Source organism: Pseudomonas sp. IT-P294 (assembly GCF_949767865.1).
Taxonomy (GTDB): domain Bacteria; phylum Pseudomonadota; class Gammaproteobacteria; order Pseudomonadales; family Pseudomonadaceae; genus Aquipseudomonas.
This window is the reverse complement of sequence record NZ_CATKQW010000003.1, coordinates 22,419-40,053: the sequence shown is the minus strand read 5'-3', so window position 1 is coordinate 40,053 and position 17,635 is coordinate 22,419. Positions and strand designations below refer to the sequence as shown.

At 59.1% G+C, this 17,635-nt stretch carries 15 protein-coding genes and 2 pseudogenes; 7 read left to right on the top strand and 10 right to left on the bottom strand.

The features are described from left to right. Positions 1–4: 4 nt before the first annotated feature. Genes ACM6I0_RS02560 through ACM6I0_RS02550 form a run of 3 tightly spaced genes read right to left on the bottom strand, consistent with a single transcriptional unit; the run spans position 5 to position 1,756 of the window. Positions 5–265, bottom strand: coding sequence for a phosphopantetheine-binding protein (locus tag ACM6I0_RS02560; protein WP_285433617.1), 261 nt, complete (start codon positions 263–265; stop codon positions 5–7). Then, positions 246–1,055, bottom strand: coding sequence for a lysophospholipid acyltransferase family protein (locus tag ACM6I0_RS02555; RefSeq protein ID WP_285433618.1), 810 nt, complete (start codon positions 1,053–1,055; stop codon positions 246–248). The genes ACM6I0_RS02560 and ACM6I0_RS02555 overlap by 20 nt, the downstream gene beginning before the upstream one ends. Further along, the gene (locus ACM6I0_RS02550) at positions 1,031–1,756 is read right to left on the bottom strand and encodes a beta-ketoacyl synthase chain length factor (protein WP_259155691.1); all 726 of its coding nucleotides are present in this window, start codon (positions 1,754–1,756) and stop codon (positions 1,031–1,033) included. The genes ACM6I0_RS02555 and ACM6I0_RS02550 overlap by 25 nt, the downstream gene beginning before the upstream one ends. A gap of 355 nt (positions 1,757–2,111) precedes the next feature. On the opposite strand from ACM6I0_RS02550, the gene ACM6I0_RS02545 reads away from it, so the two are divergent. Further along, a complete protein-coding gene (locus tag ACM6I0_RS02545; protein WP_285433620.1) occupies positions 2,112–2,882 on the top strand; it encodes a ParA family protein in 771 nt (256 codons plus the stop codon). A gap of 70 nt (positions 2,883–2,952) precedes the next feature. Here the strand turns inward: ACM6I0_RS02545 and trxC are convergent, their stop codons facing one another. Further along, entirely contained in the window at positions 2,953–3,387 is a 435-nt protein-coding gene (gene trxC, locus ACM6I0_RS02540; RefSeq protein WP_030129872.1) for a thioredoxin TrxC, read from the bottom strand. A gap of 272 nt (positions 3,388–3,659) precedes the next feature. Here trxC and ACM6I0_RS02535 point away from each other — a divergent pair, with 272 nt between their 5' ends. After that, positions 3,660–3,929, top strand: coding sequence for an AbrB/MazE/SpoVT family DNA-binding domain-containing protein (locus ACM6I0_RS02535; protein WP_090176492.1), 270 nt, complete (start codon positions 3,660–3,662; stop codon positions 3,927–3,929). Then, positions 3,929–4,291 carry a type II toxin-antitoxin system PemK/MazF family toxin gene (locus tag ACM6I0_RS02530; RefSeq protein WP_222589465.1) on the top strand — a complete coding sequence of 121 codons (363 nt, stop codon included), beginning with the start codon at positions 3,929–3,931 and terminating at the stop codon, positions 4,289–4,291. The genes ACM6I0_RS02535 and ACM6I0_RS02530 overlap by 1 nt, the downstream gene beginning before the upstream one ends. A 6-nt stretch (positions 4,292–4,297) precedes the next feature. Here the strand turns inward: ACM6I0_RS02530 and selO are convergent, their stop codons facing one another. The 5 genes and pseudogenes from selO to ACM6I0_RS02505 all read right to left on the bottom strand — a co-directional run. Further along, on the bottom strand, positions 4,298–5,761 hold the full coding sequence (selO, locus tag ACM6I0_RS02525; protein ID WP_285433623.1) for a protein adenylyltransferase SelO: 1,464 nt from the start codon (positions 5,759–5,761) through the stop codon (positions 4,298–4,300). A gap of 48 nt (positions 5,762–5,809) precedes the next feature. Next, complete coding sequence (gene mscK / locus ACM6I0_RS02520) at positions 5,810–9,157, bottom strand: mechanosensitive channel MscK (protein ID WP_285433625.1); 3,348 nt, start codon at positions 9,155–9,157, stop codon at positions 5,810–5,812. 34 nt (positions 9,158–9,191) lie between these two features. Continuing rightward, on the bottom strand, positions 9,192–10,934 hold the full coding sequence (locus ACM6I0_RS02515; RefSeq protein ID WP_285433626.1) for a potassium/proton antiporter: 1,743 nt from the start codon (positions 10,932–10,934) through the stop codon (positions 9,192–9,194). A gap of 242 nt (positions 10,935–11,176) precedes the next feature. Further along, positions 11,177–12,040 carry a methyl-accepting chemotaxis protein gene (locus tag ACM6I0_RS02510; RefSeq protein WP_414921442.1) on the bottom strand — a complete coding sequence of 288 codons (864 nt, stop codon included), beginning with the start codon at positions 12,038–12,040 and terminating at the stop codon, positions 11,177–11,179. After that, positions 12,032–12,787 (bottom strand): annotated as a pseudogene (locus tag ACM6I0_RS02505) (MCP four helix bundle domain-containing protein); the annotation flags it as partial. The pseudogene ACM6I0_RS02505 and the gene ACM6I0_RS02510, both read right to left, overlap by 9 nt. Before the next feature lie 290 nt (positions 12,788–13,077). Between ACM6I0_RS02505 and ACM6I0_RS02500 the strand changes: the two are divergent. The 4 genes and pseudogenes from ACM6I0_RS02500 to ACM6I0_RS02485 all read left to right on the top strand — a co-directional run bounded on the left by ACM6I0_RS02500 (position 13,078) and on the right by ACM6I0_RS02485 (position 15,660). Then, the gene (locus tag ACM6I0_RS02500) at positions 13,078–13,308 is read left to right on the top strand and encodes a hypothetical protein (RefSeq protein WP_285433629.1); all 231 of its coding nucleotides are present in this window, start codon (positions 13,078–13,080) and stop codon (positions 13,306–13,308) included. Continuing rightward, a complete protein-coding gene (locus ACM6I0_RS02495; protein ID WP_090176477.1) occupies positions 13,305–13,607 on the top strand; it encodes a cell division protein ZapA in 303 nt (100 codons plus the stop codon). Before ACM6I0_RS02500 ends, ACM6I0_RS02495 begins: the two co-directional genes overlap by 4 nt. A gap of 100 nt (positions 13,608–13,707) precedes the next feature. Then, positions 13,708–14,796, top strand: a pseudogene (locus tag ACM6I0_RS02490) (cache domain-containing protein); the annotation flags it as partial. A gap of 18 nt (positions 14,797–14,814) precedes the next feature. Next, on the top strand, positions 14,815–15,660 hold the full coding sequence (locus ACM6I0_RS02485) for a methyl-accepting chemotaxis protein (RefSeq protein WP_414921441.1): 846 nt from the start codon (positions 14,815–14,817) through the stop codon (positions 15,658–15,660). 117 nt (positions 15,661–15,777) lie between these two features. Here ACM6I0_RS02485 and ACM6I0_RS02480 read toward each other — a convergent pair whose 3' ends face one another. Further along, a complete protein-coding gene (locus ACM6I0_RS02480) occupies positions 15,778–17,580 on the bottom strand; it encodes an acyl-CoA dehydrogenase (protein ID WP_414921384.1) in 1,803 nt (600 codons plus the stop codon). Between the last annotated feature and the right edge of the window lie 55 nt (positions 17,581–17,635).

Genomic DNA, 17,635 nt, shown 5'->3' with positions numbered 1-17,635 from the left:
GGTCTCAAGCTGCCTGTTTTGCGGTGACGAACGCCGCAAGGCTCGCCACGTTGCTGAAATGATTACGAGTGTCCTTGGCGTCGGCATCGATTTTGATGCCGTACTTTTTCTGGATCGCCAGGCCCAGTTCCAGGGCATCCACCGAGTCCAGTCCCAGGCCTTCGCCAAATAGCGTCTGGTCGTCGCCGATGTCGTCGACGCTGATGTCTTCCAGGCCCAGGGCTTCGATAATCAGCAGTTTGATGTCACGTTGTAGATCGCTCATCTTCGGCGAGCTCCTTGATAAAGTAGTGATGCAAATAATCGTTGAGCTTGCGCGAGGCCTGAGGCGCAGGGCCACACGCGGCGAAGGCTTGTGGGTCTATATCGGCCCCGACACGGAAACTGAAGTGCACACGGCGTTTTGGGATGCGATACCAGGGTTCTGCCTTGGTCAATGTGCTCGGATTGACCTTGATGATCACCGGGGTGAGGATTTTCGCACCGCGCATGGCGATTGCCGCGCCCCCCCGATGAAAGGCCGGCGGTTTGCCTGGCTGGGTACGGGTGCCTTCGGGAAAAATGATCAGGGTCTGGCCGTTTTTCAGTGCGTCAGCTGCCGTGTCCAGCATGTCCATGCTGCCGTCGTTGCTGATGTATTCGGTGCGGCGCAGAGGGCCACGGGTGAAGGGGTTGGTCCAGAGGCTTTGCTTGACCACGCAATTGGCGTGGCTGACCAGGCCGATCAGGAACACCACATCGATCAGCGATGGGTGATTGGCAATGATCATCTGACCCGGACGACCGAGTTTTTCCGCGCCCTGGATATCGTAGGTCAGCACGCCGGTGCGAGCCATGAACCGCACGAAAAACCAGAAGCAGCGGCTCACGGTTATGCGCGCCCGCAGTCGATGCGCCTGGGCATCGCCGGGCAGACAGCTCAACAGCGGGAAAACCACCAGACGCAGGCACAGTCCACCCAGCCCGAAGAGGGTGAAGCTCGCGGCAGTGGCCAGCAGACGCCAGTAATAAGCGTCGCGGTTTTTTTCGGTTACAGGTTGCGTTGCCAGGTCCATACGCGATTTTTCCAGGCATGTTGGCAGGTGGTCTGCTGGCCAAGCAGGGTACGCAATAGATTCAAGGCATGTGGCCATTGGGCTTTTGACAACGGATCCGCAGGGCTGTTCATGGACAGCTGCCACTCAGTGCCCGGCGTCAGTAACAGACCGACCGCATAAGGGAACGGTACGTCATCAATCCAGGCCGAGTAGGCTTGGGGTGGTTGTTCTTCGGTGACGATCAGCAAAACGGCTGGCGCGCCTTCGGCGAGCAGTGCCGCGGCCTCTAGCATGCCGTTTTCAAGGCCGTCACCGGCAGCGGCGAGCGCGGTCATTTCGCTGGTTTCACCCCGCAGGATCGACCACAGGCCAATCACCGCATTGTGAACCGACAAACTGAATTGAGTGGGCGACAACGGCTGATCGGCGGCCAGATCGCTGAGAATCTCAAAGGTGCGTGGGGTTTCGCCGTGACGGGAAATAAAGACCAACGGTAGTTCATCGCGACCCTCGGCCAACGGCCAGCCGACACTGAATGCCATCCGCGCCAGACGACTGAGTCGCCGACGCTGCATCGCCGGGAGAAAAGAGACGTCGGGGGCGGCATCGCTGTTCTGAAGCGCGACCGGTTGTCGGCTCCAGGCCTGCCAATCGTCCACGCTTTCGAGCCCTGGGGCCCACGCGCGCCATTGGGCGATGTTGAAGTTGATCACAGACATTCTTCCCGCCCCTGCGGGCTTTCTTGACACGGAGAGTCGCAAAAAAGCGTGAGCTACCTTACGTGGCGCTGGGCGCCGAGTGTCGGACATTATCCCGTTGCGGCGGGCGCGTAGCAAATGATGGTTACATTTTGCTCAACGAAATGTACCGGTTAGTCCGCGCATCGCTATCGTTTGGCCATTATCCACATCGTGGTGATCAAGTCTGTCGGCTCAGTCAGAGATCAGTGGCAGAGATAGCGGATTTTTGATTAAGAGTTTGCCGCTGACTGTGTAGTCCCTGTGCCGACGAGGTAGCTAAGCAGCGCCGTGGACTACTACACTCGGTCATTCTTTGATACACGGAGGTTTTGACATGCGGCGCGTGGTGTTCAATCAAAAAGGTGGTGTGGGCAAGTCAAGCATTGCCTGCAACTTGGCAGCGGTCAGTGCCAGCGAGGGGTATCGAACGTTGTTGGTGGACCTCGACTCCCAAGCTAACTCCACTCAATACCTGACAGGCCTCACAGGTGATGCCATTCCGATGGGCATCGCCGACTTCTTCAAACAGACCCTGTCATCCGGGCCGTTTTCGAAGAAAAACCAAGTCGATATCTACGAGACACCGTTCGATAACCTCCACGTCATCACCGCCACGGCTGAATTGGCTGATCTACAGCCCAAGCTCGAGGCCAAGCACAAGATCAACAAGCTGCGTAAGTTGCTTGATGAACTGGACGGCGAATACGACCGTATCTACCTCGATACGCCCCCGGCGCTGAACTTCTACGCGGTATCGGCGCTGATCGCCGCTGACCGCGTGCTGATTCCTTTCGATTGCGATAGTTTTTCGCGCCAGGCGCTGTATGGCCTTTTGGCGGAAATCGAAGAGTTGAAGGAAGACCACAACGAAGGCCTGGAGGTCGAGGGGATCGTTGTCAATCAGTTCCAGGCTCGCGCAAGTCTGCCTCAGCAGATTCTCGACGAGTTGATTGCCGAAGGGTTGCCGGTGCTCCCGGTCTATCTGGGCAGTTCGGTGCGCATGCGGGAATCCCACCAGGCCAACACGCCGCTGATCCACCTTGACCCACGGCACAAGCTGACCCAGCAGTTCGTCGAACTGCACAACTTGCTGGAAAACGCCTGATTCGTTGATGTGGAACGGGGCTCATGTGGTAGCGAGCAGGCTCGCTCCCACAATTGGGTTCGTGGTGGTTTCAGATGCCCTGGCTACGCAACCAGCTCATCAACTGCGGTAACGGGAAGGCCCCACTCTGGCGCGCCACTTCCCGGCCGTTCTTGAACAGAATCAAACTGGGAATCGAACGAATCCCCAGCTGCGCCGACAACTGCTGATTCGCCTCACTGTCCAGCTTGGCCAACCTGCACTTGCCCGCCAATTGCCCCGCCGCTTGCTCGAACACCGGCGCAAACGACTTGCATGGCCCGCACCAGTCTGCCCAGACGTCCACCAGCAACGGCAGATCGCCCTTGATCTGACTGGCGTAATCACCTTGCTTCAACTCGAATGGTTTGTTCAGCAAGACCTCAGCTTTGCAGCGGCCGCATTTTGGATGGTCATTGAGGCGTTCGGCGGGGATGCGGTTGAGGCCGTTGCAGTGGGGGCAGGGGATGAGGAGTGGGTCGGTCATGATCGGGCGGGCTCTGAAAGGTTGGGCAATCCAAAGCTGATCTGGAGTCGCAACCTGCGTTTATCAAGACAGATTTTTAGATCGAGGACGCAGACTGTCGCAAATGCTCACATATTCCAGAGTTTCGGATTGCAATCGATGGCTACGCTGGTGGCAACTTTACCTGTTTAGATACCTTAATAAGGAGTTCGCTTTTGCCTTTAGCGTCGTGCTACTTTTGTTGCACTTATCGAGAAATCGATATCTCTCAATTGTCGGATAGGAGTTATCCCATGTCCGTGACTTCCAAAATTCGCCGTCAAGGTGGCGCTGCGGTGATTACTCTCCCCCCCACATTACTGAAGCTCCTGCATTTGGACGTGGGGGCGCAGCTTGAACTGAATGTAGTCGACGGTGAGTTGATTGCCCGCCCGGTTGTCCAGTCTTCTCGCAAGCGCTACAGCCTTGCCGAGTTGCTGGAAGGGTCCGAAGAAATAGCAGAACTGAATGCCCAGACGGCGTTTGCGCGTGAAGGCGATCCAGTTGGCCGGGAGTTGGGTTGATGGTGCGTCGGCAAGCCCCGCAGCGGGGTGATGTCTATTGGATTGATCCGAACCCGGTTGCTGGGCGGGAGATGATGGATCGGCATCGATTCGTCGTGATCACCCCAAGGGAGATCAACTCTTTGGGTGTCAGCATGACGGTGCCGGTGACCAGCGGTGGGAGCTTCAGTCGAAGCTCCGGTTTGGCAGTCATCGTCTCTGGCCACGAAACGAATGGCGTTGCGGTTTGTAATCAGGTGCGCAGTTTTGATATTGAGCAGCGTGTTCGCGACGGCTCAGCCAAATTCATTGAGCGACTGGATGACATCACGATGGCAGACATCATCGCTCGAGTCGTCAGTGCCATCGATCCCCTGGAATGAACAGTTTCACGACGAACAACTGATCTCCAGATGCTTGCCCCATTCCGGCGGCCGCTCGGCGTAACTCTCCATCCCCGGTTGTTCTTCGAACGGATTGCTCAGCACCGCGTGCAAACGGCGAACCTCTGAATAGTCACCACCCTCTGCCGCATCGATGGCTTTCTGCGCCAGGTAGTTGCGCAAGATGTACAACGGATTGACCGCGTGCATCCGTGCGCGGCGCTGTTGTTGATCCGGCGCGCCGTCTCGGGAGACCCGGGCGATGTAAAGCTCGCCCCAGGCATCGAAACCCTTGATGTCGACAAAGTCATCGCGCAATCGGGCTACAGCCAGCTCGGGTGATTCATCGCCAAGTCGGCGGAAGAACAGGCTGTAATCGACGCCGCTGTTCTGCATCAGCTGCAGCAGATGCTCCAGCAATTTCTGGTCGTCCTCTTCAGCGGTGGTCAAACCAAGTCGGCGGCGCATCAGGTCCAGGTAATGGGCCTGGTAGAGCGGAAAGTACAAACCGAGGGTTTCGCGCAGGGCTTCGACGCTGATGAACGGTGTCAGGGCCTGGGCGAGGGCGCTGAGGTTCCATTGCCCGATCGGCACTTGATTGCTGAAGGAGTAACGACCCTGATCATCCGAGTGGTTGCAGATGAAGTGGGCGTCGAAATCATCGAGGAAGGCGAAGGGGCCGAAGTCGAACGTGATGCCCAGGATCGACATGTTGTCGGTGTTCATTACGCCGTGGCAGAAACCGTAAGCCTGCCATTTGGCGATCAGCTCGGCATTGCGCTCGACGATCTCGCGAAACATCGCCAGATACGGTTCCGGCTGTTCCAGGCATTCTGGAAAGTGCATGGCCAGCACATGCTCACCGAGTTCTTTCTGTTTCTCGGGGCGTTTGGTGTAGTAGAAATACTCGAAATGGCCGAAGCGCACATGGCTCGGTGCCAGGCGCAGGACCATGGCCGCGCGTTCCTGTTTCTCGCGCCATACCGGCGTGTCGGAGCCGATCACGCAGAGTGCGCGAGTGGTCGGGATGTTCAGGGCATGCAGCGCTTCGGAGGCGAGAAACTCGCGGATCGAAGACCGCAGCACGGCACGTCCATCGCCCATTCTTGAGAAAGGTGTCTGGCCCGCCCCCTTCAGGTGCAAGTCCCAGTGCTCGCCGGCTTCGTTGTAGACCTCGCCTAGTAACAAACCGCGACCATCGCCAAGCTGCGGGTTGTAGGAACCGAACTGATGGCCGGAATAGACCATCGCCCGCGGGACCGCATCGGCCCAGAGCTTATGGCCGCTGAACAGCTCGGCGAACTCCGGGGTGTCGGCCACGGCCGGGTCGAGATCGAGCAACGCCATGGCGGCAGGACTCGCAACGACAAGGCGCGGGTTGTCGATAGGCTCGGGCAACACATGAACGGAAAACGTATCGCCCAAGCGGGCAAAGCGATTATCGAAGGTCAGTTCGTCGAGGACTTTCAACGGCCATCTCCAGCAGAATGTCCGAGCATTCTGCTAGGGATAAGCCGGTTAGTCGAGCTTGGCGGCCGGCGGCTCTTGTGGTTCGTCATCTCGCTTGGGGACGATGGTTTTGGATTCCGGCTCGATCGGCACCATTTTGTATTCCTGACCCTGGAGGTTCTTGAGGTAAACCTCCATCTGGCGGAACGAGATGTTGATGTGCTGCTTCTTGAACTCGCGGTTGATGAAGCGGTTGACCTCATCGAGCACCGGGTTACGGTCGCCGAGGTCGCGCACGTGCATGCGCAACTCGTGGTCGAGAGTGCTTTCGCCGAAGTTCAGGAAGTACACGTGCGGTTCTGGATCCTTCAGTACACGCGGGTTATCCCGGGCAGCTTTGAGCAGCAGTTCTTTCACCAGGTCCAGGTCGGAGCCGTAATCGACGCCGAGCTTGAGAGTCACGCGGGTAATGGTGTCGGTCAGGGACCAGTTGATCAGTTGCCCGGTGATGAACGTCTTGTTCGGGACAATGATGTCCTTGCGGTCGAAGTCGGTGATGGTGGTGGCGCGGATACGGATCTTGCTGACCGTGCCCGACAGGTTGCCGATGGTGATTGTGTCGCCGATGCGCACCGGGCGCTCGAACAGAATCATGATGCCGGAGATGAAGTTCGCGAAAATCTCCTGCATCCCGAAACCTATACCCAGCGATAGCGCTGCCACCAGCCATTGCAACTTGTCCCAGCTCACACCGAGGGTGGACAGGGTCGATACGAAACCGATGCCGGCAATCGCGTAAGAGAGCAGCGTGGTCGTGGCGTAGGCGCTGCCCTGCGCCAGGTTCAACTTCGACAGCACGAGCACTTCCAGCAGTCCCGGCAAGTTGCGCGCGAGGGCGAAGGTGATGCCGATGATGATCAGGGCGCCGAGCAAGTCGCCAATACTGAGGGGCACCATGCTCAAGTTGGCGCCGGTGCCGCTGGTGTATTCGTAAAGGGTGATGTTGTCCAGGTACGAGAACACCGAGATCAGATCGGACCAGACCCAATACAGCGCGGCGATGAAACCACCCAGCAAGGCCAGACGGATCAGTCGCAGCGATTGTTCGTTGACCTTTTCGATGTCCAGCGTCGGCTCTTCGATCACCGCTTCGCCTTCGCCGGCTTCTTTTGCGGCCTGCCGTTTGGCCAGCGCTCGCTGATAAGCCAGGCGCCGGGCCGCAACGCTGAGGCCGCGAACGAAAGTGGCTTCGATCACCAGCCAGAACATCAGCAGATAGAGCGTGTTGATCAACCGGTCACTCAGCTTCAGCGCCGTGTAGTAGTAGCCGAAGCACACCGCGACGAACAACGCGACGGGCAGGACGGTGAACATGATCCCCACTGCTTTGCGAAACAGCGATGCGTTCTGGTGAGTCGGGCTGCTGACCAGCAGGCGGCTGAGCAGCCAGGCCATCAAGGCGTAGCACGTCAACACCACCGGCATACCGAGCACGTCATCGGCCAGTGTCGCGGGTTGCAGTTCGGCGACAGCCACCACCGCGACCAATGCCATCACCACAAGCCCGAGCCTGCGGACCCAGCCTTGCAGGAATTCGACCTGGGGTTTTTCCCAGCGGAAATGCAGTTCGGCCACGCCACCCGGCGCAAGGATTCGGTAAGCGGTGTAGAACACCAGCCAGGCCTGGGCCATTTGCAGCAGTGCCGCGCCCATGTTGGCATTCTGTCCGCGGGCATCGATCTGCAACGCCAGGCCGCACAAGGCCAGGCCCAGGGAAACCGGCATCGCCAGCAGAATATTGATCAGGATGGCCTGGGGTGTATGCCACTGGCTGTCGCGCTTGAAGTGGCCGATGTCCTGGTGAACCTTGTTCAGTCGGGCATACAGGCTTTTGCGCCGCCACAGCAACGCGCCAATCAGCAGCACCAGCGGCAGAAACAGCAGCGGTCGCTGAATCAGGCCATCGGTCAGCTCACTGAGGCTGGAGGCCCACGGCAATGTCGTCACCTGGCGTTGCAGGCGTTCCGGCACGGCGCGCATCCATTCCAGATCCAGTGGCTTGTTGCTGGGAATCCAGAACATCTGCTCATCGAGCGTTGCCCGCAGGCTTTGCGCGGTGCTGAGCAATTGTTTCTGATTGAGTTGCAGGGTGATGGATTCGTTGAGCACCGCGCTCAGTTCGCGGTTCAGCCGCTCCAGCAGGTCCGCCCGGGTCGTGGCCAAGTCCAGCAGGCTCTTGCGCAGTTGCGGAGTGACTTGTTCCGGCGGTTGGGACGCCAGCAGGTTGTCGACATAGGTCGCCGGGTTGCTAAGCAATTCCCGTTGCTGGCTGACTTCAAACTGGTAGAGGCGAATGTCGGCAATCTGGTCGGCCAAATCTCGATCAAGCTTGAGGTGCGGCAGCGATTGTTTCTGTTTGTAGAGAATCTTGGAGAGCAGCAGGCTGCCCTTGAGCACGTTGATTTGCTCGTCCAGCGCCGAATCGCTCTGTGTCACGTTGTCCAGCTGTTGCTTGGTCTGCAGGTTTTGCTGGGTGACTTCATTGAGGCGGTCGGTACTTTTGAGCAGGTAGTCCGAGAGTTTCAGGTTGGCTGCGCTTTCGGTGGCCAGCAGGCTGCTGCCGCCGGACTTCTGCGCTTCGATGGACTGCTGCGTCACTGTCTCTTGGGACTGAGCCAGGCGCTTCTGGTTGATCAGGGTTTGCAGCTCCTGGATTTCCTGATCGAGGCGGTCAGACTTTTCTGTCAGCAGGTCGTGCTGGCTGTTACCCAAATCTTGCAGCTGGTTGTTGCCGGCCAGTTCCTGGCGACGTAGCGGAATCAGTGCATTGAGGGCCGCGAGCTCGGCATTGAGCAGGTCTCGCTGTTCGCCGGTCAAAGTCTTGCCGGCGTCTTTACCGGTCTTGAGAATGTTGTTGATCTGTTGAATGCGTGTCTGGCTGCTGGAAATTTCAGCCTGGGCGCGCTCGGGACGGGTCTGGGCGGTAATCACCAGACTGTTGGCCTCGGCCAGTGCTTTTTGCAAATCGCTTTGCTGGGTCGAGCGCTCGGTGAGCATTTGCTCAAGCTGCTGGATTGACTGATTGGCGTAGCGTTGCGCCACCGGCAGCACTTTGGAGGCTTTGAGCCGGACCAGCTCACGCTGGTTCTCGATGTTCTGCTTGGGCGCGGTGGCCAACTGTTGCTTGAGGGCCGCCAGCTTCTGCTCGTAATCGCGCTGATTGTTGAGCTGGGTCAGCGTGTTTTGCAGGATCGATTGCAAGGCTTTCTGATCGGCTTCCGGCAGTTTACGGTCGGCGATCTTGTCCAGGTTTGCCTGCACGGCTTCGCTGGACGGCGGTTCGGCCGCTTGCAGGGTTCCGACAGACAGACTCAAGCCCAGCAGGGCCATGATGAAAAAGGTGCGCAGGGTTGACATAGAGACCGATCGAAAACGAGACGAAGAGTGGAGTTTAGAGGAACAAGCCGGGACCCGGGCGACTTCCTTCGGGGAATCTGACGCCCACTTTGCCGATCTTGTTCCCGTCCATGACCGCGACGGTCCAGATGGTGTTGTTCCACTCCACCTGGTCACCGACAACGGGTGCGCCACCGACTTTCTGTGCGATGAAGCGCCCCAGGGACATGTCCGGATCGATGCCTTCGACTTTCAACCCGTACAGGGCCGCAACCGCAGCCAGCTGGGCGTCTCCTTCGAGCACGAAGTCGCCGAAGAAACGCAAATCCAGCCCGCGCTGCGGTGCCTGGCTGAAGAGTTTTCCCAGGGCCGGAAGGTTATGTTCATGGCCGATAACGCAGAGCAAATCATCGACTTCAAGCACCGTACTACCCGACGGATGGAGCAGTTGCTGGCCACGAAACAGTGCGGCGATACGAGTGCCTTCCGGCATTTTCAGCTCGCGAAGGGGCGAACCGATGCACCATTTTTCGGCACCGAGGCGATAAACGAACAGCTCCCACTCGCTGGTGACATGCACTTCCAGCGCGGAACGGGAGATCGGCGCCGGCTCTGGCGGGACGGTGACTTTCAACAGTTTCGCCACCCACGGCAGGCTCGTGCCCTGCACCAGCAGGGACACCAGCACAATAAAGAAGGCGAGGTTGAAGTAGAGCTGGGCATGGGGCAGCCCGGCCATCAGCGGGAACACTGCCAGAATGATCGGGACCGCGCCGCGCAATCCGACCCAGGAGATGAATGCTTTCTCGCGTCCGTGGAAGGCTTTGAACGGCAGCAGGCCGACCAGCACCGACAATGGCCGCGCAAACAGGATCATCCACAGCGCCAGACCGAGCGCGGGCAGGGCGATGGGCAACAGGTCATGCGGCGTCACCAGCAGACCCAGCACGAGGAACATGCCGATCTGCGCCAGCCAGGCCATGCCGTCGAGCATGTGCAGGATGCCGTGGCGGCTGCGTACCGGACGGTTGCCGATGACCAGGCCACAGAGATAGACGGCAAGGAAGCCGCTGCCGTGCAGGGCGTTGGTCAGGGCGAACACCGCCAGGCCGCCGGCAATCACCAGAATCGGGTAGAGGCCGTTGGCCAGGTTGATCCGGTTGACCAATTGCAGCATCACCCAGCCGCCGCCCAGGCCGATGATGGCGCCGATGCCGAACTCACGCACGAAATGCCCCAACAGGCTCCAGTGCAGGCCGGTCTGGCCGCTGGCGAGCATGTCAATCAGGGTGACGGTGAGAAACACCGCCATCGGGTCGTTGCTGCCGGACTCGATTTCGAGGCTGGCGGTGACCCGTTCATTCAAGCCTTTGCCACCCAGCAGCGAGAACACCGCCGCAGCATCCGTGGAGCCGACAATGGCGCCGATCAGCAAGCCCTGAATGATGTTCAGGTTGAACAGCCACGCTGCGACCAGGCCGGTCAGTGCGGTTGTAATCAACACCCCGACGGTGGCCAGCGACAGCGCAGGCCACAGTGCCACGCGGAAACTCGCGACCCGGGTGCGTAATCCGCCGTCGAGCAGGATCACCGCCAATGCGAGGTTGCCGACCAGATAAGCCGTTGGATAGTTATCAAAGATAATGCCGCCGCCGTCGACGCCGGCAGCCATGCCCACGGCCAGGATGATCACCAGAATCGGGATGCCGAGGCGGGACGAAAGTGAGCTCACCAGAATGCTTGCACCTACCAGCAACGCGCCGATCAAGAACAGGCTGTTGATGGTCGTCGCATTCAAAGGCAGTACTCCAGAAAGCTGAAAGACGGGCGCAAACTGACCATGCAGTCTGCGTGCCAGCGATTCTAACCTGTTGAAATGTGATGCTGTCAAAAAGCTTTTGCAGCATCGCAGATCAGGAGGCGTGATCGTTCCCACGCTCTGCGTGGGAATGCCTCAATCGATGCTCTGCGTCCGATTTTGGGACGCGGAGTCCCACGCAGACGGTTCGACGCCTCGACGTGGGAACGATCCTGTACGGGTTAAAGGCTAAACCGCCCAACCATATTGTTCAGGTCCAGCGCCAACCGCGACAGTTCGTTACTCGCCGCGCTCGTTTGATTCGCCCCGGTTGCCGACTGCACCGACAGATCCCGGATGTTCACCAGGTTACGATCCACTTCCCGGGCGACTTGTGCCTGTTCTTCAGCCGCGCTGGCGATCACCAGGTTGCGTTCATTGATCTCGACGATGGCGCTGTTGATCGTGTCCAGCGACAAACCGGCACCACGGGCAATGTTCAAGGTCGATTCGGCGCGTTCGGTGCTGTTGCGCATCGAATTCACCGCGTGCTCGGTGCCGCTCTGAATGCTGCCGATCATGCGTTCGATTTCGCTGGTCGACTGCTGGGTGCGGTGGGCCAGTGCACGAACCTCGTCCGCCACCACCGCAAATCCACGACCGGCCTCACCGGCACGGGCCGCTTCAATCGCCGCGTTCAACGCCAGCAGGTTGGTTTGATCTGCCAGGCCGCGAATCACGTCCAGCACCTTGCCGATGTCGCGGGACTCATTGGCCAGATCACCGATCAAAGTCGCCGTGCTCTGCACATCAGCGCTCATACGTTCGATGGCGCTGACGGTTTCCTGCACCAGGTCACGCCCGTCACCGGCCGATGTGGTGGCGTTTTTCGAGGCTTCGGAGGTGCTCACCGCGTTTCGGGCGACTTCTTCCACGGCGCTGGTCATTTCGTTGACTGCGGTGGCAGCCTGTTCGATTTCGTTGTTCTGCTGAGTCAGGCCACGGGCGCTTTCGTCGGTGACGCTGTTCAACTCTTCTGCGGCGGATGCCAACTGTGTGGCCGAGCCGGAAATCCGTTGCAGGGTGTCGCGCAATTTGTCCTGCATCTTCGACATGGCCAACAGCAAACGACCGGCTTCGTCTTCGCCGTCAACGGTGATCGGGCGAGTCAGATTGCCTTCAGCAATTTCTTCGGCGGCGCTCAGGGCATTGGCGATGGGCTTGGTGATGCTGTTGGTCAGTAACCAGGCGAACAGCAAGGTCAGGCCGCCGGCGATCACCAGCAACGTGATGACCAGGTTAAAGGACGTCGAGTACTGGTCACCTGCGTGGGTGTTGGTGGCGTCAATCTGTTGCGTGTTGATCTCAAGCAACTTGGCGAGGGCCGAGTTGACAGCCTCGGAGTTGGCGAGCAATTCGCTATTGAGCATGGTGCGCAGTTCATCGACCTGATTGTTGCGCGAGAGCGTCTTCATGCGGTCTTCGAGTTGGCGATACTGCGCCAGCAACTGCACGTATTGATCATAAGCCGCGCGTTCTTGCGGGCCGTCGATCAGCGGTTCGTAGATCTTCTGAGCATCACGAATCTGCTGATTGCGCAAATCAAACAGCTCGAAGGTTTTCTGCTGCACTTCAGGTTCGCGGTTGACCAGCAAGCGGTAGGACAACACCCGCAGACGCAGGGTCAGTTGGGTAAATTCGTCCAGGCTCTTGATGCTCGGGACACTTGAGGAGGCGATGTCTACGCCCGCTGCGCGAATCTTGCTCATCTGGTTCAAGGCAAATACCCCCAGAACCAGCATCAAACCCCCAATCAGGGCGAAACCGAGGAACGCTCGCGGTGCGATGTTCATATTACGAAGGGACATGGTGTTTACCGAAATGAGCGCACCCGTGCGGTGCTGAGACTGACGTATGGGGGACTTATCGGTCATGCGACTAAAGTCTTGAGCGGCTGTGCGGTTTTGTCGCACGGGACGCCCGGCGACGAAGTGCAGGAACCAGATCCGCCAATCACAGTCTTTAAAGTTCGCGAGGAAGCTCATCCGCCAGGAAAATCAAGGCCTTGCGCCGCAATAACCCTGGCATCCGTGGTGACTTTTCTTTATCGTACGCGCCCTTTGAAAATGCTTGGAAAATCAAAATGTTGGAAGCATCCCTAAGCCAATTGGAACAGCTGGTCAGCGACCTGGTGCAACAGAACCAGAGCCTGCTCGCCACCAACCAAATCCTGAGTGCAGAACTGGCCCAGGCCAAGGATGAAAACGAAAGCCTGCAACTGAACCTGATGGAACAGGAAGAGAAACAAGGTGCCACCGCCGCACGCATCCAGGCCCTGGTTGAGCGCGTCAGCGCCGGCCCGGTCAGCGCATGAACCACGGCGCCGCAGGGGTAAAAGTCGTCTCGATCCTGGGGGAGGACTATTCGATCAAGGCGCCGGCCGGGGAAGAGCAAACCCTGCTGGACGCCGTGATGATGTTGAAGGCTGCCCTGGCCGACACTAAAAGAAAGTACCCGACGCTGATCGGTGACCGCCTGCTGGTGCTAGCCGCGATGAATCTGTGTTCCCAGCAGATCGAAATGAAAAAGCAGCACAAGCAGGAACTCGACCGTTACCAAGAGCAAGTCAGCGCCACGGTTGAAGTGATCTCCAAGACGATCAATCAGGCCTGATCGGCTTTGCGCACAACCAAAGAATAAATTGTCGGTTGCGTTGTATACAATCGGCACGGCTGTTGCAGTGTTTCAGCCTCTTATTCTTTGGGGGTGCTCCATGCAGTTTTGGCGACGCAGTATTCAATGGCAGTTGATCCTGAGTATGGGCACCGCCCTGCTGGTCAGCATTCTGATTGTGGTTGGCATTTATACCCTGGTGGTCAATCGTCTCGCCCAAAGCTACCTGGTCGAACAAGCGCTGCCGTCGAGCATCGAGGCGATGCGCAACGACATCGAGCGTATCCTCGTTCAACCCCTCACTGCCGCCAAGGACATCGCCAGCAACAGCATGGTGCGCGACTGGTTGGCCGGGGGTGAAAGCAGCGCCCAGACAAACGCATTCGTCCAGTACCTGGAAGGCCTCCGCGCCGAGCACAGGGCGTTCACCGCGCTGATCGTCGGCACCGCTTCAAACCACTACTTCACTGAAAAAGGCCTGGACCGGACCCTCAGCCGTTCCAACCCCAAAGACGCCTGGTTCTACACATTCCTGGACAGCAACCAGCCGCGCACCCTCAATATCGACAATGACACCGCGACCGGAGAATTGGCGCTGTTCATCGACCTCAAAGTCGAACAGGCCGGTAAAACCGTGGGCGTTGCCGGACTTGGCCTGAGCATGAAAGAGCTGTCGGAGCTGATCCACAACTTCAGTTTTGGCGCGCGCGGCAAGGTCTATCTCGTGCGTTCCGACGGTTTGATCCAGGTTCATCCCGAAGCGCAATTCAGCGGTAAACGCACACTGGCCGAGCAAATCGGCGCGCCTGCCGCACAAGCGGTGATGGGTCACCTCTCTGGCTCAAAAGCAGTTGCCACCAACAGCAGCTTCGTGCGCGACGGCGAAGATTATCTGGCGTTGAGCCTGCCGTTGCGGGACTTGGGCTGGACCCTGGTGGCCGAAGTGCCGCAGTCGCAGATCTACGCCGAAGCCCGTCGCGCCATGTGGATGAGCAGCGGTATCGGTCTGGCGGTGGCGCTGGTGTGTCTGCTGTTGGTGGTATTGCTGGCCCGTGGGTTGGTGCGGCCGATTCGTCAGGTAACAGCGGCGCTGGTGGCCATCGGTAGCGGTGGTGGAGATTTGACTCACCGGTTAGATTCCAGTCGCGCCGATGAACTGGGCGACCTGGCTCGAGGCTTCAACCGGTTCCTGGACAGTCAGCGCCAGATGATTGGCGAAGTGCTGACCACCAGTGAGCGTTTGCGCACGGCCGTCGGCCAAGTGGCGCGAGTGGTGGACAACACTGCCGAGCGCTCTGGTCGCCAGCAGGAAATGACCGACATGGTCGCCACCGCCGTTCACGAGATGGGCCTGACCGTGCAGGAAATCGCCCAGAACGCGGGTAATGCCGCCGTAGCTTCGCAAAATGCTCGCGATGAAGCGATGCAGGCGCGGGAAGTGGTGGGCGGGTCGATCCGGCATATTGAAAGCATGTCGGATGAAATCGGTATTGCGGCGGGCGCCGTGGGTGAGTTGGCCAATCAGGTGGCGTCCATCGATCAGGTGCTGGCGGTGATTCGCGGGATTTCCGAGCAGACCAATTTGCTGGCGCTGAATGCGGCCATCGAAGCCGCGCGAGCCGGGGACATGGGGCGTGGTTTTGCGGTGGTGGCCGATGAAGTACGCACGCTGGCGCGGCGGACGCAGGCGTCCACCGATGAGATTCAACAGATGATCGGCAGTCTCAAGCAGGGCGCGGAGAATGCGGTGTCATCAATGCATTCCGGGCAAGCGGCGACAGGCACAGGCGTTGAGTCGAGCCAGCGCACCGGCGCTTCATTGACGGCAATCACCGGTCAGGTCGAGCGCATCAGCGACATGAACCATCAGGTTGCAACGGCGACTGAAGAGCAATCGGCGGTGACCGAAGAGATCAACCGCAACGTCCAGGGGATTTCCGATCTGGCCCGGGCGACGGCAGGCGAAGTCAGGGCTTGCCGCGAGGACTGCCAGACGTTGCAACGGTTGGCCGATGATCTGGCGCGGCAGATGAGCAGTTTCAAGTTGAGCTGAGCGATCGTTCCCACGCTCTGCGTGGGAATGCAGCCCGGGACGCTCCGCTTCCCTTCCAGAGCCGAACGCGGAGCGTCCGTTGAGGCATTCCCACGCAGAGCGTGGGAACGATCGGTGTCAGAACCATTCATCTTGCATTGTCAGGCACACATCATCGCGCGCCTCAAGAATCGCCAGCTCATGGTGGCAACCCGGTACTTCCCACGTCAGGAAATACCGCGCCGCCTGCAGCTTGCCCTTATAGAAGCTCACATCCGCCGCATTGCCTTTGGCCAACCCTTCCTCGGCACGAATCGCCTGCTCCAGCCAGCGCCAGCCAATCACCGTGTGGCCAAACACTTTCAGGTACAACGCCGAATTCGCCAGGCTGCTGTTGACCTTGCCCTGAGCAAGGTCGGTGAGTAAACCGATGGTCACCGTTTGCAGGCGAGCCACCAATTTTTCCAGCGGTTCACGCATTGCCGTCAGCGATTCGTATGCCTGAGCGCGCTCGGCGGTGTCGGCGATCAGCCGGATCAATTGCTTGAGCCCGGCACCACCGTTCTGCGCCAGTTTTCGCCCGAGCAAATCCAGTGACTGAATCCCGTGGGTGCCTTCATGAATCGGGTTCAGACGATTGTCGCGGTAGTACTGCTCCACCGGGTATTCGCGGGTATAGCCGTGGCCGCCCAGAATCTGGATCGCCAGTTCGTTGGCCTTCAGGCAAAACTCCGACGGCCAGGATTTGACGATCGGCGTCAGCAAATCCAATAGCTCGTGGGCCTGCTTGCGCTGGTCTTCAGTCTCCAGCGTCGTGGTGTCATCAAACAGTCGCGCCGCATACAACCCAAGGTCGAACGAACCTTCGACGTAGGCCTTCTGAGTCAGCAACATGCGTTTGACGTCAGCGTGCTGAATGATCGCCACCGGGGCGGTGTTCGGGTCCTTGCTGTCCGGCACCCGGCCCTGCGGACGCTCACGGGCGTACTCCAGTGAATACAGATAACCGGCGTAACCGAGCATCACCGCGCCCATGCCGACGCCGATCCGCGCCTCGTTCATCATCTGGAACATGTAGCTCAAACCGTGGTGCGGCTTGCCCACCAGATAGCCGACGCACTCCCCGTTATCGCCAAAGTTCAGCGCGGTGGAGGTGGTGCCGCGCCAGCCCATCTTGTGGAACAGCCCGGCCAGCAGCACGTCATTGCGCTTGCCGAGGCTGCCGTCGTCGTTGACCAGAAACTTGGGCACGATAAACAGCGAAATACCCTTCACCCCGGCCGGGGCGTCCGGCAATTTGGCCAGCACCATGTGCACGATGTTTTCCGACAGCGGATGGTCGCCGCCCGAGATGAAAATCTTGTTGCCCTTGAGGCGATAGGTGCCGTCAGACGCAGGCTCGGCGCGTGTACGAATATCCGACAGCGAAGAACCGGCGTGCGGCTCGGTCAGCGCCATGGTGCCGAAGAAGCGACCGTCGATCATCGGTTGCAGGAAGCGTTGCTTCTGTTCATCGGTGCCGAAGCTTTCGATCAGGTTGGCCGCGCCCATGGTCAGGAAGGGATAGGAAGTCGATGCCGCGTTCGCTGATTGAAAATGCGCAAAGCAAGCCTGCGACAGCAGCGTAGGAAGTTGCATGCCGCCAGCGTCGAAGCTGCGCGCCGCGTTGAGGAAACCGGCTTCGAGGAAGGCATCCACCGCCGGCTTCACTTCCGGAATCAGTATCGCCTGACCGTTTTCGTAGCGCGGCTCGTTCTCGTCGTTCTTGCGGTTATGCGGCGCGAAAAATTTCTCGGCGATGTTACGAGCGGTGCTGATAGCCGCATCGAAAGTTTCGCGATTGTGTTCGGCAAAACGCTCACGCTGAGTCAGGCCCTCGGCATCGAGGACTTCATACAGCTCGAAAGCCAGATTGCGGGAACTGAGCAACGTCTCGGACATGGCGGCCTACCTTTTTTTGGAATGGGCCGAGTCTAGGCGTGGGAATAAAGGCTGA